This window comes from [Clostridium] scindens ATCC 35704 (assembly GCF_004295125.1).
Lineage (GTDB): Bacteria > Bacillota > Clostridia > Lachnospirales > Lachnospiraceae > Clostridium_AP > Clostridium_AP scindens.
The window spans coordinates 1,571,434-1,595,446 of sequence record NZ_CP036170.1; the positions used below are offsets into that span (position 1 = coordinate 1,571,434).

Consider the following 24,013-nt stretch of genomic DNA (forward strand, 5'->3'; position numbering starts at 1 on the left):
ATGAATATTATTACGAAGACCGCAACATCGAACTTGAAAAGAAATAAAAGCAGGAATATTCTGATCGGAATTGCGATCCTTCTGACGACGCTGCTTCTTACGATCGTGCCGACGGTTGTCTTTGATGCTATAGATATGGAATTCGTAGCAGTAAATAAGGCTTATCCTACCTTTCACGCAATGTTTCGGAATGTAGATGAAAAGTCTGCCGAAGAGATGCAAAAGGATGAAAGAATTACGAAAGTAGGCTTAAGGGAGGACCCTGCCTACATGGTGTGTAGCAATCCGGATGTAAATATCAGCATGGTATACTGTGATGCCAATGCCGCCAAGTTAAACCGGCTGAAGCTTAAGGAAGGAGATTTGCCGGAAAAGGCAGATGAAATCGTCGTGTCCAGGCACCTCCTCAAGGCTATGGGGCTGGAAGGAGAGATTGGCGATAGAATTACGGTGCCGTTTCAAGCAGTAGAAGACGGCGGGCTTGGGATGGAACAGGTCAAGGAATTTACCATTACCGGTTTTAGCAAGGATTCCAAAGCGACGATTGAAAAAGGGATATATTCTGCCATGGTTTCTAAAGCATTTACAGAAGAAATCATTCCCGAGGGAGCCCACAAGTACCGGGTATATTTTCGGATCGCCGGACCAGAGCGCATGACGACGGATGCGATCGAAGCGCAGATTAAAGAGATTGGAGAGGAATATAAGCTGAATGCCACTGACATCGTAGATAATGGAGAGTATCTCAACGCCAATTATGTGGACCCGGCAATGTACAGCGGTATGGCAGGGCTGATGGTTATAATCGTCCTGGCGGGCATCATTACGATCTACAGCATCTATTACGTGTCCATGATGAACAAGGTACAGGAATATGGAAAGTTAAGAGCGATTGGCGCGACAAAACGCCAGATAAGGAAACTGGTCTTCCGGGAAGGGTTCGCAGTGGCTCTGATCGCAATCCCTATTGGTTTGGCACTTGGATCGCTGGCAAGCATACTTATCGTCCATGGGATGCTTGATACCAGTACGGGCGTGAGCAATTCCCTGGCGAAGTATATGAGGGAAGCTGTGGAGTCATCAGAAGTAGCGCTGATCAAGCCGTGGATACTTCTTCTGGCAGCCGTGGTATCTCTGGCAGCCGTATATCTGTCTCTGGTGCGCCCGATGCAGGTGGCGAGCAAAATATCAGCAATTGAGGCAATCCGCTATCAGGGCCAGGGAAGCAAGAAGAAAAAGGCAAAAGAAAGAAAAGGCTATCAGGAACTGAATACCAGGAAGTTAACGATGTCCAATCTGGGTAGGAATAAGAGCCGTACCGTGATTACCATAGTGACTCTTGGCATTACCGGCATCTTCTTTATGGTGGTAGCGACCGTGCTAAGCTGCATGACTCCAGAATCCATGACCACCCAGGACATCCGTGGAGACGTGTCCATTTCCATAGATTTCGAGAGCGGAAACCAGATGCATCCGGAAAGAGAATTGTATAAGATACAGCAGAATAATCCGCTGTCGGAAGAGTTAAAAGAACAGATACTGGCAATTGATGGAGTAAAAGAGATCGAAGTGCAGACAACGGCTCAGGCAGCAATCCAGGAAGTGCTGGAAGAAGGAAAGCCAATGGAGACTTTTCCGACAGGCATCGAGGATGGCGCGCTTGAGGAATTGAAGAAGTATGTGGTAGAGGGAAGCCTTGACGATGCGAAATTAAAGGATGGAAAAGGAATTATCCTTAATTCGAATGGCTTTCTACTATCCCAAAGTGGAAAAGGATTCAATATCGGAGACAAGGTGCATCTGGATATCAAGGATGGAGAAGACTCTGTCAGCAGGGAATTCGAGATTGTCGCGATTACTAAGCACGCGCCATATTCGCTGGCGGGCTACGATATTTCTCTGCCAAGTTCGGCGCTTCAGGAACTTTGTAAAAACAATCTGACAGACAGATATAACATTATGGCAGAAAAAGGAAAAGCAGCCAGTGTTACCAAAGCGGTAGAGGCGCTGGTAGAAAATCAGGAATTTCTGGATATTGATACTTATCAGGAATTATATAAGCAGGCGGAGACGCAGATTGGCTTCATGATGTATGGATGCTACGGACTGCTGTTCGTATTCGGGCTGATCGGCATCCTGAACCTTGTAAATACCATGATCAACAGCGTCTATGTCAGGCGGAGAGAACTTGGCATGCTGCAGGCCATCGGCCTGTCAGGGAAACAGACTGTGAACATGCTGCAGCTGGAGGGCCTGTTCTATACGGCGGGCACGCTGGTACTGTCCCTTGGCCTGGGCAGCCTTCTGGGATATCTGGCCTTCCTTTGGGCAAGGGAAGAAGGGATAATGTCCATCCGGACCTATCACTATCCGGCAGGGCCGGCAATTATACTGGTAGTGGTGGTACTGCTTGTGCAGCTGCTGATTACCTATTTGGTAAATCTGAACTTTAAGAAATCAAGCTTGATTGAGAGAATCAGGTTTGCAGAATAAAGGATAGGAAGGAAAGGGATGAATCCTTTTGGAGGGCTTCATCCCTTTCTTTATTTACAATTTTGGATAATCGTAAAAGATTAAGAATGGTATCACGTACCTGTCGCGCCTGAGGGGAGAGGCTATAATCTTTTGCGGATATAAGAGCTAGTTCCCAGTGCGCCTCTTCTGACGGAAGCGGGACTACTTCCTGATCCGGACAGACTTGCATCATATTTTCTACCATAACTGCCGTATCATAGATCATCGGTTCAAAGCCGTGGAGGCGGCAATTTCTTTGCGGTATCTTTGGAATCGTCCTTACTCTGGCAGGCCGCCAAAGATAGCGTCAGTACCGCAATCATCAGCACGGCGATCAGTTTCTTTTTCATAGATATTTTTCCTTTCTTTCCTTAAGGTGGGGCTTGCTAAGACCATGATAATTATATATGGAAAAATGATGAAAGTATATGGGGGCCTTTGTAATGACATATTATTCCATAATATTACAGTTTAGAATTCGGCATTCCGAATTCCTGAGTTGACGCAATACATTATAAAGAATGTAATTGCAATATGAAGTTCGAACTTCAGAATTAATGGAGGCACCTTGAAAATAGAATAATAAGACTGGACGAAGCGTCTTTCAGTACATAAAAAGCATCTATTCTGGCATACTAATTCCGGGGTGATAGTATGGATAAAAAGCAGCAGGAGAAACAGAACCGGCAGAAGAATTTGGATCAATACAACAGTGTGACCGAGAAGGTAAAGCCGGAGAATCAAAACCAGGAGCATAACGCAAGAAAAGAAGCAGTAGATGTGAAAATGAGACAGGTATAAGACTGGAACAAAGCAAAGAAAGGCATCCGCAATGGGTGCCTTTCTTTGCTTTTGATATCCAAAAATAGTAGTATGTGTTGTTCTTAACGTACAAGTCTATCATAAGCCATTTTTTGTCCATTTCCTTGTACTTTTCTGCCATAAATGGCTTTGTAACCAATTTGTGATTTGGAAGCCAAGTTTCAAACAGATATTTATTTGCTTGATTTAAAGCAGTAGAGACAAGGTACATCGATTCCCGTACTTTCTCCAACAGGAATTTGTTCAGCAACATTTACTGGTTTTTCAAAACCAAAATATGTTTCAGTTGTCCTTAATGTTTTTCTTTGAATTTCTAAAACAATATCGCCTACAATCAATGGGACATTTTCATCAATCATGACATAACGTGAAGAAAGTTTCGGCTTATCAAATGTATTTAACATTGGAATACTCTTTCTATATTCATCAGGTGATGATTTCTTGACTAATCTTTTAAACAAGTGTTGATAATAGAATGTAGAGAGACAAGCGATTTTCGCCAATTTCTCTGTTTCAATTTTCTCATTCAAATGCTGTTCAATATAATTTAATGACATCTCAATAGTTTCATATGCGTACATATCTGTACCTCCTAATATAATTCATAGTTAAAGTATATATAAAAAATTTTTATTCGGCTTGTCGCACAATGCTAATTTATTCAGTAATTAAGAAAAACACTTGGATAATACGTTTTATATTTTCCCTTGCAAATCCACCTACTGTTTAATATTATCCTATAATCTTCCGGTTACTATCTTTATGTCGTAGAAATAATAAAGAAAAGGATTTTTTAATGCAACTCTTTACTTTTGGCTGGTAAGTGTTATACTAATTTCATGGGGTATTAGCGCAGTTGGGAGCGCGCAACATTCGCATTGTTGAGGTCACGGGTTCGAATCCCGTATACTCCATTTTTTATTTTCTTTCATAAATCCGCAAATCCCGTATTTTCAAGGGACTGCGGATTTTAAAGTTATAGGGTATATTTCTTTTTAACTAAGAAAACATACCCACGTGCAACACGAAATAGTATAGAGACTTTGCCGAAACTTCCTAAGGGCATGAAGCCGCGGCATGTCCATGTAATGGATGTAATCGGAGAAATGGAGGAGCGAGGGCGGCTATGGCAGAGGAGAATAAAAAGGAAGCATCATTTACACAAGGTCCTATCTTTGGCTTAATTGTAAGATTTGCCCTGCCAGTGCTGGTGGTCCTTGTGCTGCAGGCAGCCTACGGCGCCGTAGACTTACTGGTAGTCGGGCAATTTGGGGATGTTGCCAGCATATCGGGGAGAAGAGACCTAAGGCTGCCGGAGACGCGGTAGGGACGACAATCGTACTGTTTTTCATCATTGGCATTACGCTTACCGTGATTTTAGAAATCTTTGCGGGAAATATCGCCGAGATCATGAGAAGAAGAAAACAGAAGAAAACAGCCTGAAAAGATGTATTGACATGAGGTGTTCCATAGTTTATAATTGAGACAAATTTTTAGACAGAGGTAGTTTATGTTAATTGTAGGGAGAGTCTTATAGACAACGAATTGAAGAGTTGAGAAGAGGTAACTATAGGTTAGAGGTATAGTTATGTTCTTTTTGTCTGCCTTACAAGATGCTAACATACACTTCTGACAGAGAACGGTAAATGGAATGATAAAGCATGGCTGTATGGTCATGCTTTTTTTATCCTATTTTGTAGAATTCTATTTAAGATAACTCTGTCCGATAACGCCACAGAAGCGGTATGCCCATACAAAGGCAGAAGTTTTTGTGGCGTTTATAAATATATGATTCGAATGGAGAGATTGAAATGACAGATACGGAAAAGATATTAGAATTTGACCGGATAAAGGAAAAACTGGCAGAATTGGCATGCACAGAAAAAGCCAGACTGCAGATACAGGAGCTGAAGCCCAGCTTAAGCGAGTTGGAGGTAAAGGCCTTTCAGAGGGAGACTACGGAAGCCAGAAAAATGATAGAAATCTGCGGAAATCCGCCGGTCACGGCACTACAGGGAGTTGACGGATGGATAGAATTTGCGTCCAAAGGCGGCTGTCTGACTCCCCGGCAGCTGGAACAGATATCCATGGTACTGGCTGCGGTAAGGCGGCTGAAGGACTATTTGCGCAGGGGAAAGGAGCATGAGATAGGCCTGGCTTATTATGAGGAGAATCTGGACGGACTCGATGACATTCGAGAGGAATTGGGCAGCAAGATCAGGAACGAAAGGGTGGACGATTATGCGTCCAAAACGCTTAAGTCGCTGCGGGAAGCGATCGATCGGGCGGAAACAAAGATGCATGAAAAGGCAGACGCTATCCTGAAGGCAAATAAGCAGTATATGGCAGATAATTTCAGCACGTTAAGAAATGGGCGCATCTGCGTACCAGTGAAAAAGGAATACAAATTCAAGATCCAAGGCTCCGTCATAGATAAATCGTCCACAGGGAGCACGCTGTTTATGGAGCCTTTGCAGGTTGCCAGACTTTACGATGAAGTGCAGGAATTGAAGATTGACGAAGAAAATGAGGAAATCCGCATTCTGTACACGCTGTCTTCCATCCTGTCGGATAAGGAAGAGATAATCCGGTCAAACAGCCGAACCGTAGAAAAACTGGACTTTATCTTTGCAAAGGGTAAGCTAAGTCTGGAACAGGAGGGGATTCAGCCGGAGATAAATACGGACAGACATATCCGGATCAAGAATGGAAGACATCCTCTGATGGATAAGGCAGTGAACATACCATTGAACTTTGAGATCGGAAATGGGATCAATGGGGTGATCATTACCGGTCCTAACACAGGGGGCAAGACGGTGGCGATTAAGACCGTGGCCCTCAATTGCATGATGGCCCAGTGCGGCCTTCACGTACCCTGCGAGGAGGCGGAGATCTGCATGAATAATGCGATTCTGTGCGACATAGGGGATGGGCAGAACCTCTCTGAAAATCTGTCCACATTCTCGGCTCACATCACGAATGTCCTGGACATTCTCAAAAAGGCAGGAAGAGATAGCCTGGTTGTTATGGACGAACTGGGATCAGGGACGGATCCGGCAGAAGGCATGGGGATTGCCATAGCCATCTTGGAAGAATTGAAGAAGAGCAAAGCATTATTTCTGGCTACCACGCATTATCCGGAGGTAAAAGAGTATGCCCGCAGAACAGAAGGGATCATCAATGCCAGAATGACCTTTGATAAGGAAAGCCTGAGGCCTCTTTATCAACTGGTTATCGGAGAGGCTGGGGAGAGTTGCGCCTTTTATATCGCCGGGAAACTGGGAATGCCGGGATACATGCTGAGCAGGGCGGCAAAGGCGGCCTATGGCAGCGAGGGAGAAACTAAAATAGAAGGAATGGCAGGAAATGAAGGATTGAAGAAATCTTCCCATCCGAAGATACAGAAAATAAAGAAGGCCGTCACGCAGAAGGAGGCTAAGAAGTACCGGATCGGCGATAGCGTGATGGTATATCCGGAGAAGAAGATTGGGATCATATGCAGGATGGCGGATGAAAAAGGGATGCTTCAGGTACAGATGAAAAAGGAAAAGAGGTGGGTCAGCCATAAGCGGATAAAGCTGCATGTGGCGGCGGAACAGCTTTATCCGGAAGACTATGATTTTTCTATTATATTTGACAGCGTCGAAAAACGGAAGGCGCAGCATGACATGAAGCGCAAATACGTGGACGCCGAATTGACATATGAAGAATAAAGTAGATCTGCTGCCTTGGAGGCCTAGAAGAAGGGATATTGGATGACAAAGTCAGTGAAGGACCGTATGGCTGGATAATCCAACAGTTCCTTAAGCGTGACGTAGTAAATGGTACGAAGGAGTACATTTTCCAAAGGAACAATCCTGCAGTCCTCCGTTTTCAGAGCCTGCGCGATAGAGTTTGAGGCAAATCCTATAGCCAGGTTCTGGCTGGCCAGCTGCATGACGATATCAGACTGGCTTGTCTCGCAAAGTATGCGGGGCGCAATATAATGCTGATCGAAGACCTGCTCCAGTTCCTTGCGAAATGCAGACTCTTTTGCAGGCATAATGATATTTTCCGACTGCAAATCCTGCATGGAAATAAATGGCCGGGCAGATAGAGGATTCTGCCGGGAAACAATGGCCACATAACGGTCATCCATAATCCGGTGGGAAAATAAATCTTCCTTATGCTGGAGCGCAGCCTCGGAACTGATTACAAACGCCGCGTTGATAGAGCGGGAATCCAGCATCTGCAGCAGCGTATTGCTGCCGTCTACGGTCAGCGAATAGGAGATGCCAGGATAAATGCGGTGATAATCCGTAAGTATATGAGAAAGATTCAGATAGCTGGCTACCCATAAAAGCCCTATGCGGAGCGTTCCATTCTGAAGCTGGCTGTGCTTCTGCATCAGGTCCGATAATTGATCGACTTCATTTACGATACGCCGGGCAGACTTTAGAAACTGCTCTCCGGCATCCGTCAGGGTGACGGATTTGGGGTGGCGCACGAACAGGGCAATGCCAAGTTCTTTCTCCAGATTGATGATCTGCTGGGACAGAGATGGCTGCGCGAGGAATAATTTCTTCGCGGCGGCAGAAAAACTTTTATTTTCAGCAACTGCAAGGACGTAGCGTAATTGGTGGATTTGCATAATAAATCTCCCCTCATGAAAGTGAATGGCGTGCAGGATTGGGCATTCCTACGAAAATTGAAATACCTATAGGATTAAACTATCGACTATATAATATATGAATATTTTACAAATAGCAAGCGGACAGATATGATAAACCTATCAAAAATAAAAGACTTGAAGGATGAGAGGAGAAGAAAGAACATGGGAAAAAGAGATACAAAAGCAAATGTATTCTTAATACTGGCTCTTGCAGTTATCATAGGGTCAAGGCTGATGCCGGGAATAGGAGGATTGTCGGCGGATGCGATGGCAGTGCTGGGAGTATTCTTCGGATCATTGATTATGTGGATCGGGATATCCATTGACTGGCCAAGCATGATCACGCTGCTGGCGCTTGGAATCATACCTGTATTTGGATTTTCCGGCACCTTTGCCGGAGCCTTTGGCAATACGACGGTGGCGTTCTTGATATTCACGTTCATGCTGGTATATCCGTTGTCAAAGACAAATTTTGTAAGAAGATGTACGATATCATTTATTACGAATAAAATTGCGCGCAAGGGTCCGTGGTATTTTATCTGCTTCTTGTTAGCGGCAGTGACATTTATGGGATTATTCATTTCCCCTTCCGTGCTGTTTGTAGCGTTCATGCCATTCCTGGAAGACATTTTCCAGGTTTTGGAGTTAAAGAAAGGCGGAAAGGCAGCCAATGTAATCATGATGGGAACGGCATTCTGCATAAGCCTGTCCTCAGGCATGACTGCCATCGGGCACGTATGGCCGACTATGGCCATTGGCTACTATACGGCAGCGACAGGAAATGACGTGAACCAGTTCCAGTATATGGCAATGGGGATTCCTACGGGAATCATTCTGATCATACTTCTGATTCTGGTATTTAAGTTTCTCTATCGCCCGGATGATGTAGGGGAGATACGGCCGGAAAAGGCAATGAATCTTCGGGGGACTGTGCCTGCGGCTGACCGGAAGGAAAAGATTATTCTGGGAGTCATGTTTCTGACCGTCTTGCTTTGGGTTGCGCCAAGCCTGATCAAGGGAATTCTGCCGGAAGTATATACGATGGTAAACAGCTGGTCAACGGCAATGCCTCCGCTATTGGGCTGCGTACTGCTCTTTATCTTCCAGGTTGACGGGGAACGGATTATGAACTTCCGGGAAGTTGCCAGCAAAGGCGTATTATGGGGCAGCGTACTGATGACCGCGGCAGCCACCCAGTTAGGCGCGTGCCTGACCAATGAGAACATTGGCATCAGTACATGGCTGACTGGTACGCTTGAGCCGCTGACCAAAAGCCTGCCCGTGATCGGACTGATCCTATTCTTCATGACATGGGCGGTTGTAGAAACGAATTTTTCATCCAATATTGTTACGACGACGGTTGTCAGCGCGGTCGCGTTATCGGTACTGACCGCGTTGCCAGAAGGCTCTGTCAATGTTGGGGCGGTAGTGTGCATGGTAGGATTTGCGGCAGGAATCTGCAATATGACTCCGGCAGGGCAGAGCACAGTCAATACGGTTGCCATTGGCTCAGGATGGACGGATACGAAATCCATGTTTGTCTGGGGCGGCGTATTTGCGGTAATGGCGATTCTGGTGCTGAGTTTTATCGCATATCCGTTGGGAACGCTCGTAATCTAGGAAACGCAAAATAGCAGGGAGGAACAGTAGCGTGAGAGAATATCAGTATGATGTTGTGGTGGCAGGCGGCGGCGCAGCCGGAGTGGCGGCTGCAGTAGGCGCCAGAAAGGCAGGAGCCAGAACTCTTTTGGTGGAAAGGAATCCCTATCTCGGAGGCGAGGCTACCCATTCCGGGGTAGCGGCCTTTTGCGGATTCTATACATGCGGCGGCAACCCTGTGAAGGTGGTGGACGGAGTTGGCGGGCTGGTTTTAAAGGAGATGGAGCGTCTGGGGCCAACCCTGGATTATATCGTATCTCCGACCGGCAACAAGAATATTAATTTCCAGCCGGAATATCTGAAATGCGCGCTGGATAATCTGGTGAAGAAAGAAGAAGTGTCCTGCTTCTTACATACAAGAATCATCGCGGCCAAGGCGGAAGACGGACGGATATGCGCAATCATCTGTTCCGACGATGAAGGCGTATTTTCCGTGGAGGCCTCCTGCTTTGTAGATGCGACAGGGGACGCGAACCTGGCCCATCTGTGCGGTGCAAAAACCGTGTGGGGGGATGCGCAAGGCCATGTCCAGGCCGCAACCCTTCCGTTTCGCCTCAGCGGCGTTGACACGTCCTGCGATATGTCTCCTGCCGCAGTAGAAAAGGCTATTGTGAAGGCCAAGCAGGAAGGGATTCCGTATTTGACCAAAGAAAAAGGGTTTATTCTAAAAAAAGAGAATTCCGATACGGTAGTGGTACTTCTCCCCAGCGTTATCCCAGAAGGCTTAGACGCTGAAAAACTGACTGCCATAGAGCAGGATGCCAGAAGACAGGTCCTCTATTATGTACAGGCTTTACGAAAGTATATGCCTGGAATGGAGAATTGCGAGTTAGCGGTAATAGGGCCGGCGGTAGGCTATCGGGAGACCAGAAGAATGGCCGGAAAGGATCAGATAGCCACGGAAGACGTCCTAAGAAGGCGTAAGCGCGAGGACGGCGTGGCAAGAGGAGGCTGGAAGCCGGAGATCCACAAGGATGTCAACAAGATGGCAGATTATATAGAAGTAAAAGAAGGAAGTTACTTTGACATCCCGATCGGCGCGCTTCAATCAGTAAATATTGAAAATCTGTATGGAGCCGGAAGAATCGTATCATCACAGGAAGAAGCGTTTGCGGCAGTGCGCGTTATGGGCACCTGCTTTGCCACCGGACATGCGGCTGGCGTTGGAGCGGCAGTACAGGCCGGGACTGGGCAGGCAGATATCGAAGAGATACGCAGGGAACTAATGGAACAGAATGCATTGATATAGACAGATGGATTAGGGAGGGAACAGTATGACGTTAGACGAGATCCGTGTACGGATAGATGCAATAGACACGCAGATGAAGCCATTATTTGTAAATCGTATGGAATGCGCGGCACAGGTGGCGGCAGCAAAGGCGAAGACGGGAGGAGACGTATTCGTATTAGAACGCGAACTGGCCATTATCGAAAAACGCGCATCTGATATTGACGCTGATATCTACGATGAATATGTAGCATTTCTTAGACACATGATGAGCGTAAGCAGAAGATATCAATATGGGATTCTTACGGATATGCAGGAGAGAGTCCTTAAGGACGCGCTTGAAGAGTCCGGGTTTGACGGGGGCAAGCCTCATGATCAGGTAGAGATTTCATTTACCTGTAAAAAAGAAGCAAGCGATCTTAACCTGTTTATGAATATGATCAGACTGAATAAGGTAGAGATAGACGGTATGAATCTTACGTCAAAAGACGCCGTTCAGACGATTGATATGACACTTGACGGCAATATTCATGACGGCAATATGAAACGCCTGCTCTGCCAGATTGGAAAAGAGGCAGATGGATTCAAAATCCGGGATTTAAAGTAGTATCCTGCCGTATCTACGCAGCGTAGGTTGTAAGTAAAAAACTCCTGAATTAAGATAAAGACAGCGAAAGAAAGGAGCAAATATATGAACTACGTTGTTAGAGTACGCTTGAAATAGCCAGCCTAAGACCAACAGAAACAGCTAATCTCAGTCCATTAGAAAAAGCCATTACCGTATGGTTTCATACTCTATAATGGTGTTAGCCAATGCACCATGAAAGGAGAAACATGAACGAAATCAACAACAGTAATGACTTGCAATCTATCATAACACAAGCCTTTGAAGAAATGAAGTCAGAACAGGCAGACAGGTTCGACATCAATAAAATCAATCTTGCTGAACTTGAACGTCGCACTGGTCTGACAAGAGCCCAATTACGGCGGTTAAAAAAGAATAATTTTCAGGTAATACCGCATGCACTTACCGGAAGAAAGGCTGATACTACAATCATTTCAGGTTATTCCGGTGTGATCGATGACCTTCTGAAAAAAGGAGTATCTAATTCAGAAGTTATTCTTGAAAGGATCCAGGAACAGGTGTTTATTGTAAAATAGAATTACCGAAAGTTGCAAACGGGAATTGGAGAATGTTACATCTCCAAATTGGAGAAAGTTGCAAGGCATTCGCTAGAAGCTCTCAGGAACGGTGTAGCGCTTGAGTGGCAGCCACCAATTATTCCGCCGATGCGGATTATGACTGTGTTGAGGCCTGGAGTATTTGGATTCGAAAAACTATGACGGTTTGATCCTTGATATTATGATGCCAAAGCTGGATGGCATCTCCGTACTGAAAAAAATAAGATCCGAAGGAAATTCGATTCCGGTGCTGATGCTTACCGCCAAATCCGAGATAGATGATAAGGTGCTGGGATTGGACTGCGGTGCGAATGATTACTTAACGAAACCTTTTAATACAAAAGAGCTATTGGCACGGATTCGGGCGATGACGCGCAGAAAATCTGAGCAGATGGATTCGAAGGTGAAATTCGGCAATGTTGTGTTAGACCGGTCCACTTTTGAACTTTCCTCACTCTACGGAAATTTCCGGTTGGCAAATAAAGAATTTCAAATGATGGAAATGATGATGATGAATCCGCACAACGTCATTTCAGCAGACCATTTTCTGGGAAAGGTTTGGGGATATGACAGTGATGTGGAAATTAATGTGGTGTGGGTGTATATTTCTTATTTGAGGAAAAAGTTGACGGCGCTTCATGCAGATATACAAATAAAAGTACAGCGAAATGCCGGCTATTCATTGGAGGAGATGTAATGCTGCAGAAACTTAGAATTAAGTTTGTCGCATTAGCGATGTGCGTACTGTTTATTGTACTTGCAATCATTATCGGCACAGTAAACCTGCTGAATTACCGGCACATAGTGACTTCTTCGGACAGCACTTTAGAAATCCTGATGGAAAATGACGGCAAATTTCCCGATGCATTTGGTATGAGAGGCAAGCCTTTTCGCAGGATGGAATCCGCTGAAATTCCATTTGAAACCCGTTTTTTTACAATCCGGCTGGATAAAGGAGAAAATGTTCTATATGTGGATACGATGAAAATTGCCGCTATTACAGAAGACGATGTGGTCAGTTATGCGAAACAGGCTCTCAATTCAAAAAAGGACAGGGGATTTATCGGCGATTATCGATATGCGGTACAGGAAAAACCAACAGAATATTTAATTGTGTTTCTGGACTGCGGCAGGCTGTTAAATGCAGTAAAATCCTTTTTGATGATCAGCGCAGGAATCTCGCTTGCGGGATACGGTATTGTTTTCGTTTTCCTCTATATCTTTTCAGATCGAATTGTAAAGCCGATTGCTGACGGTTATGAAAAACAAAAGCAATTTATCACCAATGTCGGACACGACCTTAAGACGCCGCTTACAATCATAGATGCGGATACAGATATTCCGGAAATGGATTATGGTGAAAATGAATGGTGTCAGGATATAAAAAAACAGACGAAAAGGCTTACCGGACTGATACAGGAACTGATATTCCTCTCGCGCATGGAAGAAAAAGGGAATCAGTTCCAAATGATTGATTTTCCGATATCCGATATCGTAAGCGAAACAGCACAGTCTTTTGAATCTCGTGCGCTTACGCTGGAAAAGAATCTTGTTATACAAGTAGAACCCTTTCTGTCCTATTGTGGTGACGAAAAGTCTGTTCGGCAGCTGGTAACGATTCTATTGGACAATGCGTTGAAATATTCTGATGATAGGGGAAGTATTGTGCTTTCTCTTACGAAAACAGAACGCATTCTTCGATTGACGGTGGAAAATACTTGTCCGCCGATTGCGGCAGAAGATATGAAATACCTTTTTGACCGGTTTTATCGTACGGATAAGTCAAGAAATTCTCAGACCGGCGGATATGGAATAGGATTATCTGTTGCAAAGGCCATTGTGGAAGCGCACAAAGGCACAGTGAAAGCTATAATGGGCTCATAAATTAAGACACTTTTTGCCGGATCTTAACCGCATATATGATAAAATGAAAACAATCTCAAGGAGACGCATCATGAGAAAAAATTTGATCCGCAATATAGGAATTTCAGTAGGAATATTTACACTTGCTATTGCAGGAAGCAGGATTCTGCAGATACTTGATGTACAGAAATACAGTACAACGGTTTTCATTTTTGCAGTCTTTCTGATTTCTCTTTGTACAGACGGCTATGTGTACGGCGTGCTTTCCGCATTTGCCGGAATGCTGATGGTTAATTACGCTTTTACATATCCGCTTCTCCAGTGGGATTTCATTGCTACAGAGAATGTGATTTCAGCGTTTATTATGATCATCATTGCTATACTTACCGGAACGTTGACCACTAAGCTTAAGGCTCATGAAGCAATAAAAGCGGAGAGCGAACGAGAGCGTATGAGAGCGAATCTGCTGCGTGCCATTTCCCATGATCTTCGCACACCGCTTACGACGATCTACGGCGCAAGTTCTGCCTTGCGCGAGAAGGGGGACAGCCTTTCAAAGGAACAGCAGGATACGATTCTTAAGAGTATACAGGAAGATTCCAAGTGGCTGATCAAGATGGTGGAGAATCTTCTTTCCATTACAAGAATCGGCGACGGGCGGATTAAGATCATTAAGACGCCGGTAGTTCTCGATGAACTGATCGACTCGGTCATGACAAAATTTAAGGCAGGATATCCTGACCGGGATGTTCAGGTTCATGTGCCGGATGAGATTATTATTATTCCGATGGATGCGATTTTGATCGAGCAGGTGCTTGGAAATATATTAGAAAATGCGGTTATACATGCAAAGGGAATGACCAGACTGTCTTTGAACGTATTTTCATTAGGTAATAAAGCGATATTTGAAATAGAAGATGACGGCTGCGGTATTAAAAAAGAGCGGCTGAATCATATATTCAAAGGAGATTATGAAGTGTTGGAAAGCAGTTCCGACAGCCGCAAGAAGAATGCGGGAATAGGATTGTCAGTCTGTGCAACGATTGTCAAGGCGCACGGCGGAGAGATCAGCGCGGAAAATAAAAAGAGCGGTGGTGCGGTATTCCGTTTTGAACTCGAGAAGGAGGAAATGACTGATGAAGAATAACAAATACAAGATTCTCCTTGTGGAAGATGACGGTAATATCAGAACCGTAATTGCCGCACTTCTGGAAACTTCGGATTATCAGGTGATACAGGCAGAGACAGGAGCGATGGCAGAAACTTTGTTTTCCTCTTATCAGCCGGATCTCATCATACTGGATCTGGGACTTCCGGATATGGATGGAATGGAATTTATTTCTTTTGTAAGAAAAGAATCACTGACACCGGTTATTGTCCTTTCGGCAAGAACGAATGATGATGATAAAGTGCGGGCGCTGGATGAAGGAGCCAACGATTATGTGACAAAGCCTTTCAGTTCGGCAGAACTTCTTGCACGTGTCCGTACAACGCTTAGAAACTACAGACACAGTTCTATAGAAGGAAAATTTCCGGGAGGAAAATTCAAACTTCGTAAGATGGAGATAGATTATGATGCGAGACAGATATTTGTCTGTGGAGAAGAAATAAAATTGTCGCAGACGGAATATAATATCGTGGCATTACTATCTGAACACTGTGGAAAAATGATGACGTACTCATCTATCATAAAGGCAGTGTGGGGCTATTCGAATGAAGGCAGTACGAAGAAACTGCAGGTGAATATGGCAAATATACGAAGGAAGTTTGGTGTGAAGCCGGGTGAGAGCTGGTACATTACCAATGAACTGGGTGTCGGCTACCGTATGAGCTGATAACAAAGGATAATAACAACAAAAGTTGTTGTTATAGATAATGCGATAGGAGGGAAATTATATGGTAGAAACAATTCAAACAGTTGTACAGACGATCAATGCTTATCTCTCAGACTATATTCTTGTATTCTTGCTGATCGCAGTAGGTCTTTGGTACACAATCAAAACGGGGTTCGTGCAGGTACGTTATCTTGGAGCGGGTTTAAAGAAAATCTTCGGAGAACTTTCTTTCAAGGGTGGAGATCACGGCGGCGGAATGAGTTCATTCCAGGCAGTAGCAACAGCTATCGCGGCACAGGTAGGTACAGGCAATATCGTGGGTTCTGCAGGAGCTATCTTAACAGGTGGTCCCGGGGCAATCTTCTGGATGTGGGTTATCGCGTTCTTCGGTATGGCAACAATCTATGCAGAAGCAACATTAGCTCAGAAAACACGTGTAGTTGACAAAGACGGCAACATTCAGGGTGGTCCTGTTTACTACATAACAACAGCATTTAAGGGTGGCTTAGGAAAATTTCTTGCAGGATTCTTTGCAATTGCAATTATCCTTGCACTTGGTTTCTTCGGATGTATGGTACAGTCTAACTCTATCGGGTCTACGATCAGCACAGCGTTTGGAGCTCCGTCATGGATCGTTGGAGCTGTATTAGTCATCATCTGTGCATTTATTTTCATAGGCGGTGTATCCCGCCTGGCATCTGTTACGGAGAAACTTGTTCCGATTATGGCGCTCATATTCTTACTTGGCGGACTTGGAGTCCTTGTTGTGCGTATCGCTTACATTCCGGAAACATTCGGTTTGATTTTCAGATATGCATTCCAGCCACAGGCAATCATCGGTGGTGGATTTGGTGCGGCCATTAAGATCGCTGTCAGCCAGGGCGCAAAACGTGGTCTTTTCTCGAACGAAGCAGGTATGGGTTCTACACCACACGCACACGCGCTTGCTCAGGTTAAGAATCCTCATGAACAGGGTATAGTTGCCATGGCGAGCGTATTTATTGATACGTTTATCGTATTAACATTAAATGCATTAGTAATTATCTCAACATTATATGCAGGAAATGGTCCTTTGGCAAACGGATACACGGGAGACGTAGTAAATACACTGAACAATACAAACCTTGCGCAGACAGCATTTGGTTCTGTATTTGGCGAGAGTATGGGCAACATGTTCGTAGCAGTATGCTTATTCTTCTTTGCATTCTCTACGATCCTTGGATGGAATCTTTTCGCAAAAGTGAACGTAATTTACCTGTTTGGCAGGAAAGCACAGATTCCGTTTATGCTGATTGCATTAGTATTTATTTTCCTCGGAACAATCGCATCAAACTCTTTAGTTTGGGATCTTTCCGATATGTTCAATCAGCTGATGGTTATCCCGAATGCCCTGGCATTATTTGCTCTGACAGGCGTAGTAGTCAGCAGCTACAAAAAGGATACAGGAAGAAAATAGTGAATAAATAAGCCAATTTCCGCAGGCGGGCAAGGATGTCCAAAAAAATCCTTTGCCCGCCTGTTTTTTTGTGTCACAGTAAAAATAAACCCCCTGCTATGCAGGGGGAGGGCAGATCTTTAGATATAAGTATGAACTCCTGTGCTAGAATAAAAGTGGGTCTGCAAAACCACAAATAAAACAGCACAGGAGGTCCTAAGAATGGACGTAAATAGTTTAGCTCATACAAAATGGGAATGCAAGTATCATATCGTTTTTGCACCAAAATATCGCCGTCAGGTAATCTACAAAGACATAAAGGCAGATAAGAATTCAGAAAACATTTGAAATCTTTTTTTATAAGATTTAACCATATACACCCCTGTCTATATTTTAACATAAAGAAAGGAACCTGTGGTCAGATTCCTTTTCGTTTTCCTTAAGTTTATGATGTTGGGCTAAGCCGGTGTTCTTGACTGTCTTGCCCGGTAATAAATTGGAGATGGAAAAAGCATTGCACAAATACAAAAAAGACGAAAAATGTTAAAAAGTTAACATAAAATCGTTCGTGTAACTATGTGCAGTAATTTAATGGATTGCTATAGTAATCGAGCCGCCCATTACTGGACGGCTCCTTTTATGCCCGGAAGCGGTAACCCACGCCACGTATCGTTTCAATATAGCGTGGTGCTTCCGGCTTATCTTCTATTTTCTTTCTCAGGTTCTTAACCAATCCATAGACACGGTTATTCACTTCTGCTTCCACATCCTCATAAATATGCTGATAAATCTGTTCTTTCGTAAATACCCGATTGGGAGATGAGGCAAGATAAAGAAGCAGGTCATATTCATATTTGGTAAGCTCCACAACCACATCTGCTCTTGTAACTCTCCGCTGAAGCTGGTCTACTTCCAGACCTCGGAATATCAACTTTTCAGAGTGTGTAATCTTCATAAACTCTATCGTACTTTCGCAGGCTAGAACTGATTTTATCTTATTCAGAATTTTCTCCTCGGAATCAGAAACTGTAAGAATCATTACTTTCCCACCTTATCACCTACTTTTCAAACATATCACGTCTATCACTTTTCTTTTAAGTATTGTCATAGTTAGGAGCAGCAGCAGATAAAAAGCTTTTTATTTTTTATTATTTCCGCTGATATCTCCTAAATAATACGAAAGTATAAATCCAAACACTCCAAATAAGCTTGCTTCGAACAGACTATTAGGATTATCTATAACACAACTGCTATTTAATATACTGGGGATAATTGACAAAAATAGCCCGAAAATCACGGAATAGGTTATGGTATAAAAACGATTAATTAAAAAACTCATAATTGTTGATATTATAAATGCACCAATCACAAGACCAATCCCTGCCGGAATTAAAATCTGCATATTAAAATCAGCAATTGAACTTACATATAATTCATATAAACCGAGTGCTGACAATATGACGGCACTATCTACCCCCGGTATAATTGATGAACCAGCGACTGCCACGCCTAAAAAAATTGATTGAAATAAATTAGGATCAGTCACAACCGAAAATAAGTTTTTATTAAACGAAAACAAGAAAAATCCCAAAATCAAAGCAACAGCAACCATAACATAGTTTCTTTTTTCAAATCCATTTTTTCTTACTGATTTGTAAAAAAGCGGAACCGTTCCAATTACTAATCCAAAAAATAAATATCTTGTTTGAAATTCATAATGTTCTAATAAAAAATCTACAACTTTACTAAAAACAAGTACACCACATCCAAATCCAAGAACAAGCGGCATAAGAAACATACTATTTCCTTTAAAATCTTTAAATAGAGTGCTTATGGCTTTAAGAGCTTTTTCATATAATCCAAGAATCAAAAGCATGACACTACCACTTAAGCCTGGAGCTATACCTCCTATTCCCACAACCATTCCTTTAAAAAAATCAACTAAAAATCTCATATAAAACGATTACTCCTCCATTCTATCTTCTTTGTTATGGTCTTCTTTATCTTTGCTTTTACCATTTTCTAACCTATATCCCCATATTGTTGCTTTATCTATTACAAGAATCTCTGCCCCTGCTTCTGCAAGATTCATTGCAAGAGCCTTACCAAATCGTCCGAGACCTATAATCCCATACGTTGTTATTTTATTATTCTTAAACATATTTTCACCTATTACCCAATCATTATATTTCCTTCTGGATATTTGATTCTTTCGCCTTTCCCAAAATGCCATACAGTTGCCACCGTCAGCAGTCCAAGTCTGCCAATCAGCATGATTAAAATCGATAACAGCTTACTGTCCACTCCTAATGTTCTTGTAATTCCGGTAGAAAGTCCTACTGTTCCAAAGGCACTTGTTATCTCAAATAAAATATCCATCAGTGCCAACTGCGGCTCAAAGAGCACCATTAGATATGTCCCTGTTATCACCACTCCAAGTGCTAATAGAAAGATTACCGATGCCTTTCGGAACGCATCTTTTGGCAGAGCGTATTTAAAAGCCTTTTCTGAACAATTTGTTGATGATGCTTTTATTCCCTGCAATAATACAAAAAATGTACTTGTCTTGATACCACCTCCTGTTGAACCAGGAAATGCACCTATAAACATCAATACAACTAAAGTAAGTAAACCGGCATTTGAAAATGAACCCAAATCATAAGAAGAAAAACCTGCCGTTCTCGCAGACACACTGTGGAAGAATGCACCGAGCCATGTAATATTTTCTGTCATTCTTAAAAACACTGTTCCAACAGCGATAAGCAATATACTTACACTCAGCACAACCTTCGTATGCATGGAAAACTTCTTCCATTTAAATCTGGTCTTACCTATTTCCCAAATAACCAAAAAACCTATACCGCCCCAAAATATAAATCCACTTGTTACAAGGTTCAGTAATACATCACTCTGATACGGAATCATATTCTGATAGTTCCCAAGGATATCAAACCCTGAATTGTTAAATGCAGCTACGGAATGGAAACAACTGATGCCTATCGCTTCAAGTAGCGGATAATCTCTGGAGAATACAAGAAAACTGAGAACAGCTCCTGTTACTTCAAATAATACCGTTACATAATTACTTTTCGAATCAGTATAACTAATCCTTTTCCTGATCCTACATTTAAAGTTTCCCGTATAAGAGTTCTACCCTTCAGGTTGATTTTCTTACCCATTGCAATAATTACGCCTGCTCCGACTGTTGTCACACCAAGACCACCAAATTGGATCAGCATCGCAAGGAAGAATTGTCCGATTGGCGTAAAGGTATCTCCTGCATCTACTGCAATCAATCCGGTTACACACACAGCACTTGTTGATGTATAAAGTGCATCTATGTATTTCAGTTCCACTCCGTCCTGCACACTGATCGGCAGACTTAGAAGTATTGATCCGATCAGAATCAACAATGCAAATCCCAGCGTAATAATCTGTGCCGGTGTTAATCTTTTTATCTGTGCAGTCATTATAGTGATTCCTCCTGTTCACACATTCGGTATCCTACTCCAAGCTCATTTTCTATATAATTATGTTTGCCGGGCTTTGCACCAAACTTCTTCCGTATATTCGCCATGTTTACCTGCAGTTTCTTTTTACTGTTCAGATCATTATATCCCCATATTTCCTTAATAATCGCTGCATATGTCATAACTTTTCCTGCATGTTCGGATAATACGGTAATAATGTTATATTCTATCTGGGTAAGCTTAATTTCTGTATTATCAATAAAAACTCTTCTGGCATCATAATCGATCAGTAATCCTTTAGACCGGAACGTTCCACCCGGAAGCTTTCCATCCTCACTGCTGTGTCTAGTTATTCTAAGTGCTGAACGGACTCTTGCAACTAACTCTGCAGACCTAAATGGCTTTGTTACATAATCATTCGCTCCCATGTCCAGTGCACCAACCTTATCCGATTCATCTGTTCTTGCAGAAAGTACAATTATCGGAGTTAATGAAACTTTACGAACCTCGTTTATAAATGTAGTCCCATCTATATCCGGAAGTCCAAGGTCTAAAATAACCAAATCCGGTCTATGAGACTCATACATCATTTTTCCTGTTGTATAATCACCTGCCACAATCGCTGCATATCCATTCGTCTCTAACAATGCCACTAGCAGATTTCTAATATTTATTTCATCTTCCACAACAAGAATTTTATACTTATTATTCATTGGCTACCTCTTCCATATCTAAAATAAACTTGAATTCACAGCCACCTTCTTTTAAGCTCACTGCCTGAATATCCCCCCATGTGCCTTAATGATGGTTGCACATACAGACAAACCTATCCCGGCATTACTCTTGCTTCCATCCGCCGGAATATTCTCTTTATAAAACTGACTGGTGAAAATATTCTTTAATTTTTCTTTTTCAATACCACAACCATTATCATTTATTTGAAAAATCACTTTATTTCCCTTTACAATTACTCTTAACAACAGTTTTGTCATACCTTACGCATGCTCTACTGCATTTTCCAGCAAATTTATTACGACCTGTTCAATAAGGATTGCATCCATTGGTATCACAATAAAGTCATCCGGTATATCAACTTCCACTGTCTGATCAGGATATCTTTTTGCAAATTTAATTAATATAGAATCAATAAGTTCATCCAAAACCGTTTCTGTCTTTACAATTTTTACTTTCTGACCGTCAATTCTTGTTACGGTCAGAAGATTTTCAACCATTCTACTTAGCCACAGTGAATCCTCTTTGATTCCCTGAATCATCTGCCTGTTTTGTTCCTCGCTAAACTCATCATAATGTTCTAATAGTGCAGAACTGGAACCGAAAATAGTAGTAAGCGGTGTTCTTAAATCATGTGAAATTGCCCGAAGCAGATTTGCCCGCATCTTCTCTTTTTCACTTTCTGCCTTGATCGCTTCCTGACGCTTTATGGTCGTTGTCAATCCACAGGTAATCACTGCAACAACAAGCAAAATAACTCCTGAAATTATGTTTTCCATTACCGTAAAATCAAATGAAAAATACGGAAAAGTAAAAGCAAAATTAACAGCCAAGACACTTACCAGTGCGGATACAACCCCATAGATATACCCTTCTGTAATTACAGATGTCAAAAATGCACCTAATACAAAAATAGTCGGAATCAGGAAATTATCTTCAAATATATTTTGGTTACACAAACATAATAAAAAACTCATCATTAATATCACAATCGTTATCACAATATCTTTTATTACAGAGTGCTCTTTTTTCATATTTCACATCACCTCGATTACATATATTAACAACAAACCGGTAAATTAGTGGTTAAGAAAATATAAAGTTATACTGTTTTATATTCTCTAAAATCAAAAAACAAATACCGGCTCAAAAACAAATTAAAAGAATCTGTTCTTCATCCGGCTTTTTACTTCTGTTAATTCTTTTTAATCAATACTTTCTCTACACGCTTCTCATTTACACTGAGTACGGTAATCTTATATCCCTTATACTCAAATGTATCACCCTTAACTGGTATACGTTCTAATTCCTTCATAACCCAGCCGTTTACTATTACCGGTATTTCTTCATCCTCCGTAATTTCAATATTTAATACTTCAAACAGTTTTTCTACATTAGCACTGCCTAGTGCTATGACTTCATCTTCTGATTTTATCTCAATTTCCGAATTTACTTCATCATGTTCATCCCAGATTTCTCCAACGAGTTCCTCTAAGATATCTTCCAATGTAACAATACCGATTGTTCCGCCAAACTCATCCAACACAACCGCAAAATGCATTTTTCTCTGCTGTAATTCTTTCAATAAGACACCAATTTTCTTATTTTTATGTACATATAATGTAGGTCGCACAATTTCAGAAATATCTTTATCTGTATGATAAACGTAATTATGAAAATCTTTCTGATAAATAATTCCTATAATGTGATCCACAGATTCATCATATAGCGGAATCCTTGAATATGCTGTTTCTGCAAATATTTCTGCAATCTCTTCCTTAGTGGCCTGTGTCGAAACAGCTGTAATATCAATTCGCGGAGTTAAAACATCAATTACTTCCTGTTCCGTAAACTCCAGAGCACTGTGTATTAATTTACTTTCCTGTTCGTCAATTCCGCCATCCTGCTCTGCTTCATCTACGATGAAAAGCAATTCTTCTTCTGTAATCCCTGTGTCATCAGAAGATTTAAAAAGCAGGGACAATAACTTTTTCCACTGTCCAAAGAGAAAATTGAACGGAGTCAGAATCTTGACCAGCATATTTAAAATCGGAGCTGAAAACATTGCAAATTTCTCAGGAGATTCCTTTGCAATACTCTTTGGTGAAACCTCTCCGAAGATAAGCACAACTACCGTTGTTACAGCCGTAGATACACTTGGTCCAGCTTCAGCACCAAGCATATTCACAAACAGTACCGTTGCAAGAGATGCACTGGCAATATTAACAATGTTGTTACCAATCAATATGGTCGATAATAAACTGTCATAGTTTTCAGAAAGCTTCATAACAAGCTTTGCTTTTTTGTTTCCTTTTTCTGCCAGATTTTTCACACGGATTCTGTTTAATGATGAAAACGCTGTTTCCGTCGCCGAAAAATATGCTGACATAACAATACATGCTACAATAATTATGAGTGAAATTGAATCACTACCCATTTATTTTACCTCGTTCTTTCAAAATACTATTTTAAAGTTTCTTTCATTTTCTAATTGTAACTCCTGCCTTTGTCCATAAAAGCACAAAAAGACACAGCCCATATTTATTCTCGTAAACACAGGCTATGTCCCATTATAGTTAAAATATGGCTCGATGGTGGCTTACAACTGTCGCCGTCGTCATT

Annotated in this window: 23 protein-coding genes, 1 tRNA gene and 2 pseudogenes; 16 read left to right on the plus strand and 10 right to left on the minus strand. The window is 42.3% G+C overall.

The window, feature by feature from the left end; translation table 11 throughout:
- Positions 1-2,493 carry an ABC transporter permease gene (locus tag HDCHBGLK_RS08060; protein ID WP_004608573.1) on the plus strand — a complete coding sequence of 831 codons (2,493 nt, stop codon included), beginning with the start codon at positions 1-3 and terminating at the stop codon, positions 2,491-2,493.
- Between the two features lie 675 nt (positions 2,494-3,168).
- On the plus strand, positions 3,169-3,315 hold the full coding sequence (locus HDCHBGLK_RS18950; protein WP_004608570.1) for a hypothetical protein: 147 nt from the start codon (positions 3,169-3,171) through the stop codon (positions 3,313-3,315).
- Positions 3,316-3,509: 194 nt separating this feature from the next.
- On the opposite strand, the gene HDCHBGLK_RS08065 is transcribed toward HDCHBGLK_RS18950, so the two are convergent.
- Entirely contained in the window at positions 3,510-3,917 is a 408-nt protein-coding gene (locus tag HDCHBGLK_RS08065; RefSeq protein WP_004608569.1) for an AraC family transcriptional regulator, read from the minus strand.
- A 260-nt stretch (positions 3,918-4,177) separates the two neighbouring features.
- On the opposite strand from HDCHBGLK_RS08065, the gene HDCHBGLK_RS08070 reads away from it, so the two are divergent.
- The 4 genes from HDCHBGLK_RS08070 (at position 4,178) to HDCHBGLK_RS08080 (ending at position 7,049) form a co-directional block, all read left to right on the plus strand.
- Positions 4,178-4,250 (plus strand) — tRNA-Ala (locus HDCHBGLK_RS08070).
- A gap of 212 nt (positions 4,251-4,462) precedes the next feature.
- A complete protein-coding gene (locus tag HDCHBGLK_RS19330; protein WP_004608568.1) occupies positions 4,463-4,663 on the plus strand; it encodes a hypothetical protein in 201 nt (66 codons plus the stop codon).
- Between the two features lie 8 nt (positions 4,664-4,671).
- The gene (locus HDCHBGLK_RS20180) at positions 4,672-4,779 is read left to right on the plus strand and encodes a hypothetical protein (RefSeq protein WP_230104861.1); all 108 of its coding nucleotides are present in this window, start codon (positions 4,672-4,674) and stop codon (positions 4,777-4,779) included.
- Between the two features lie 368 nt (positions 4,780-5,147).
- Entirely contained in the window at positions 5,148-7,049 is a 1,902-nt protein-coding gene (locus tag HDCHBGLK_RS08080) for an endonuclease MutS2 (protein ID WP_004608567.1), read from the plus strand.
- 23 nt (positions 7,050-7,072) lie between these two features.
- Here HDCHBGLK_RS08080 and HDCHBGLK_RS08085 read toward each other — a convergent pair whose 3' ends face one another.
- A complete protein-coding gene (locus HDCHBGLK_RS08085) occupies positions 7,073-7,966 on the minus strand; it encodes a LysR family transcriptional regulator (RefSeq protein WP_004608566.1) in 894 nt (297 codons plus the stop codon).
- A gap of 183 nt (positions 7,967-8,149) precedes the next feature.
- On the opposite strand from HDCHBGLK_RS08085, the gene HDCHBGLK_RS08090 reads away from it, so the two are divergent.
- From HDCHBGLK_RS08090 to HDCHBGLK_RS08135, 10 genes and pseudogenes are all read left to right on the plus strand, one after another.
- Entirely contained in the window at positions 8,150-9,607 is a 1,458-nt protein-coding gene (locus HDCHBGLK_RS08090) for an SLC13 family permease (RefSeq protein ID WP_039910102.1), read from the plus strand.
- Between the two features lie 31 nt (positions 9,608-9,638).
- Positions 9,639-10,895, plus strand: a complete 1,257-nt coding sequence (locus HDCHBGLK_RS08095; protein WP_004608564.1) for an FAD-dependent oxidoreductase — start codon at positions 9,639-9,641, stop codon at positions 10,893-10,895.
- A gap of 25 nt (positions 10,896-10,920) precedes the next feature.
- On the plus strand, positions 10,921-11,481 hold the full coding sequence (locus HDCHBGLK_RS08100; protein ID WP_004608563.1) for a chorismate mutase: 561 nt from the start codon (positions 10,921-10,923) through the stop codon (positions 11,479-11,481).
- 227 nt (positions 11,482-11,708) lie between these two features.
- Positions 11,709-12,035, plus strand: coding sequence for a helix-turn-helix domain-containing protein (locus HDCHBGLK_RS08105; protein ID WP_009249079.1), 327 nt, complete (start codon positions 11,709-11,711; stop codon positions 12,033-12,035).
- A 163-nt stretch (positions 12,036-12,198) separates the two neighbouring features.
- The gene (locus HDCHBGLK_RS08110; RefSeq protein ID WP_004608561.1) at positions 12,199-12,753 is read left to right on the plus strand and encodes a response regulator transcription factor; all 555 of its coding nucleotides are present in this window, start codon (positions 12,199-12,201) and stop codon (positions 12,751-12,753) included.
- On the plus strand, positions 12,753-13,940 hold the full coding sequence (locus HDCHBGLK_RS08115; protein WP_004608560.1) for a sensor histidine kinase: 1,188 nt from the start codon (positions 12,753-12,755) through the stop codon (positions 13,938-13,940). The genes HDCHBGLK_RS08110 and HDCHBGLK_RS08115 overlap by 1 nt, the downstream gene beginning before the upstream one ends.
- Before the next feature lie 70 nt (positions 13,941-14,010).
- Complete coding sequence (locus tag HDCHBGLK_RS08120; RefSeq protein ID WP_004608559.1) at positions 14,011-15,066, plus strand: sensor histidine kinase; 1,056 nt, start codon at positions 14,011-14,013, stop codon at positions 15,064-15,066.
- Complete coding sequence (locus HDCHBGLK_RS08125; RefSeq protein ID WP_004608558.1) at positions 15,056-15,754, plus strand: response regulator transcription factor; 699 nt, start codon at positions 15,056-15,058, stop codon at positions 15,752-15,754. The genes HDCHBGLK_RS08120 and HDCHBGLK_RS08125 overlap by 11 nt, the downstream gene beginning before the upstream one ends.
- A 61-nt stretch (positions 15,755-15,815) precedes the next feature.
- Entirely contained in the window at positions 15,816-17,210 is a 1,395-nt protein-coding gene (locus HDCHBGLK_RS08130; protein WP_004608557.1) for an alanine/glycine:cation symporter family protein, read from the plus strand.
- 201 nt (positions 17,211-17,411) lie between these two features.
- Positions 17,412-17,516: pseudogene (locus tag HDCHBGLK_RS08135) on the plus strand (transposase); the annotation flags it as partial.
- A 310-nt stretch (positions 17,517-17,826) separates the two neighbouring features.
- Here the strand turns inward: HDCHBGLK_RS08135 and HDCHBGLK_RS08140 are convergent.
- The 8 genes and pseudogenes from HDCHBGLK_RS08140 to HDCHBGLK_RS08175 form a co-directional block, all read right to left on the minus strand.
- Entirely contained in the window at positions 17,827-18,228 is a 402-nt protein-coding gene (locus tag HDCHBGLK_RS08140) for a winged helix-turn-helix domain-containing protein (protein ID WP_004608555.1), read from the minus strand.
- A gap of 99 nt (positions 18,229-18,327) precedes the next feature.
- On the minus strand, positions 18,328-19,143 hold the full coding sequence (locus HDCHBGLK_RS08145; RefSeq protein ID WP_004608554.1) for a DUF368 domain-containing protein: 816 nt from the start codon (positions 19,141-19,143) through the stop codon (positions 18,328-18,330).
- A 9-nt stretch (positions 19,144-19,152) separates the two neighbouring features.
- Positions 19,153-19,422 carry an NAD(P)-binding domain-containing protein gene (locus HDCHBGLK_RS08150; RefSeq protein WP_230104890.1) on the minus strand — a complete coding sequence of 90 codons (270 nt, stop codon included), beginning with the start codon at positions 19,420-19,422 and terminating at the stop codon, positions 19,153-19,155.
- Positions 19,362-20,659, minus strand: a pseudogene (locus HDCHBGLK_RS08155) (TrkH family potassium uptake protein). Before HDCHBGLK_RS08155 ends, HDCHBGLK_RS08150 begins: the two are co-directional and overlap by 61 nt.
- Positions 20,659-21,372 carry a response regulator transcription factor gene (locus HDCHBGLK_RS08165; protein WP_004608550.1) on the minus strand — a complete coding sequence of 238 codons (714 nt, stop codon included), beginning with the start codon at positions 21,370-21,372 and terminating at the stop codon, positions 20,659-20,661. Before HDCHBGLK_RS08165 ends, HDCHBGLK_RS08155 begins: the two are co-directional and overlap by 1 nt.
- Positions 21,373-21,429: 57 nt before the next feature.
- Positions 21,430-21,651, minus strand: coding sequence for an ATP-binding protein (locus HDCHBGLK_RS19340; protein ID WP_004608549.1), 222 nt, complete (start codon positions 21,649-21,651; stop codon positions 21,430-21,432).
- 3 nt (positions 21,652-21,654) lie between these two features.
- Positions 21,655-22,425 (minus strand): sensor histidine kinase, encoded by a 771-nt coding sequence (locus HDCHBGLK_RS08170; RefSeq protein ID WP_004608548.1) that lies wholly within the window; start codon positions 22,423-22,425, stop codon positions 21,655-21,657.
- 161 nt (positions 22,426-22,586) lie between these two features.
- The gene (locus HDCHBGLK_RS08175; protein WP_004608547.1) at positions 22,587-23,828 is read right to left on the minus strand and encodes an HlyC/CorC family transporter; all 1,242 of its coding nucleotides are present in this window, start codon (positions 23,826-23,828) and stop codon (positions 22,587-22,589) included.
- Positions 23,829-24,013 lie beyond the last annotated feature (185 nt).

Coding starts and splice junctions, on each gene's coding strand:
- HDCHBGLK_RS08060 (WP_004608573.1), top strand. CDS start 1: ATGAATATTATTACGAAGACCGCAACATCGAACTTGAAAAGAAATAAA.
- HDCHBGLK_RS18950 (WP_004608570.1), top strand. CDS start 3,169: ATGGATAAAAAGCAGCAGGAGAAACAGAACCGGCAGAAGAATTTGGAT.
- HDCHBGLK_RS08065 (WP_004608569.1), bottom strand. CDS start 3,917: ATGTACGCATATGAAACTATTGAGATGTCATTAAATTATATTGAACAG.
- HDCHBGLK_RS19330 (WP_004608568.1), top strand. CDS start 4,463: ATGGCAGAGGAGAATAAAAAGGAAGCATCATTTACACAAGGTCCTATC.
- HDCHBGLK_RS08080 (WP_004608567.1), top strand. CDS start 5,148: ATGACAGATACGGAAAAGATATTAGAATTTGACCGGATAAAGGAAAAA.
- HDCHBGLK_RS08085 (WP_004608566.1), bottom strand. CDS start 7,966: ATGCAAATCCACCAATTACGCTACGTCCTTGCAGTTGCTGAAAATAAA.
- HDCHBGLK_RS08090 (WP_039910102.1), top strand. CDS start 8,150: ATGGGAAAAAGAGATACAAAAGCAAATGTATTCTTAATACTGGCTCTT.
- HDCHBGLK_RS08100 (WP_004608563.1), top strand. CDS start 10,921: ATGACGTTAGACGAGATCCGTGTACGGATAGATGCAATAGACACGCAG.
- HDCHBGLK_RS08105 (WP_009249079.1), top strand. CDS start 11,709: ATGAACGAAATCAACAACAGTAATGACTTGCAATCTATCATAACACAA.
- HDCHBGLK_RS08115 (WP_004608560.1), top strand. CDS start 12,753: ATGCTGCAGAAACTTAGAATTAAGTTTGTCGCATTAGCGATGTGCGTA.
- HDCHBGLK_RS08120 (WP_004608559.1), top strand. CDS start 14,011: ATGAGAAAAAATTTGATCCGCAATATAGGAATTTCAGTAGGAATATTT.
- HDCHBGLK_RS08125 (WP_004608558.1), top strand. CDS start 15,056: ATGAAGAATAACAAATACAAGATTCTCCTTGTGGAAGATGACGGTAAT.
- HDCHBGLK_RS08130 (WP_004608557.1), top strand. CDS start 15,816: ATGGTAGAAACAATTCAAACAGTTGTACAGACGATCAATGCTTATCTC.
- HDCHBGLK_RS08140 (WP_004608555.1), bottom strand. CDS start 18,228: ATGATTCTTACAGTTTCTGATTCCGAGGAGAAAATTCTGAATAAGATA.
- HDCHBGLK_RS08145 (WP_004608554.1), bottom strand. CDS start 19,143: ATGAGATTTTTAGTTGATTTTTTTAAAGGAATGGTTGTGGGAATAGGA.
- HDCHBGLK_RS08150 (WP_230104890.1), bottom strand. CDS start 19,422: ATGGCATTTTGGGAAAGGCGAAAGAATCAAATATCCAGAAGGAAATAT.
- HDCHBGLK_RS08165 (WP_004608550.1), bottom strand. CDS start 21,372: ATGAATAATAAGTATAAAATTCTTGTTGTGGAAGATGAAATAAATATT.
- HDCHBGLK_RS19340 (WP_004608549.1), bottom strand. CDS start 21,651: ATGACAAAACTGTTGTTAAGAGTAATTGTAAAGGGAAATAAAGTGATT.
- HDCHBGLK_RS08170 (WP_004608548.1), bottom strand. CDS start 22,425: ATGAAAAAAGAGCACTCTGTAATAAAAGATATTGTGATAACGATTGTG.
- HDCHBGLK_RS08175 (WP_004608547.1), bottom strand. CDS start 23,828: ATGGGTAGTGATTCAATTTCACTCATAATTATTGTAGCATGTATTGTT.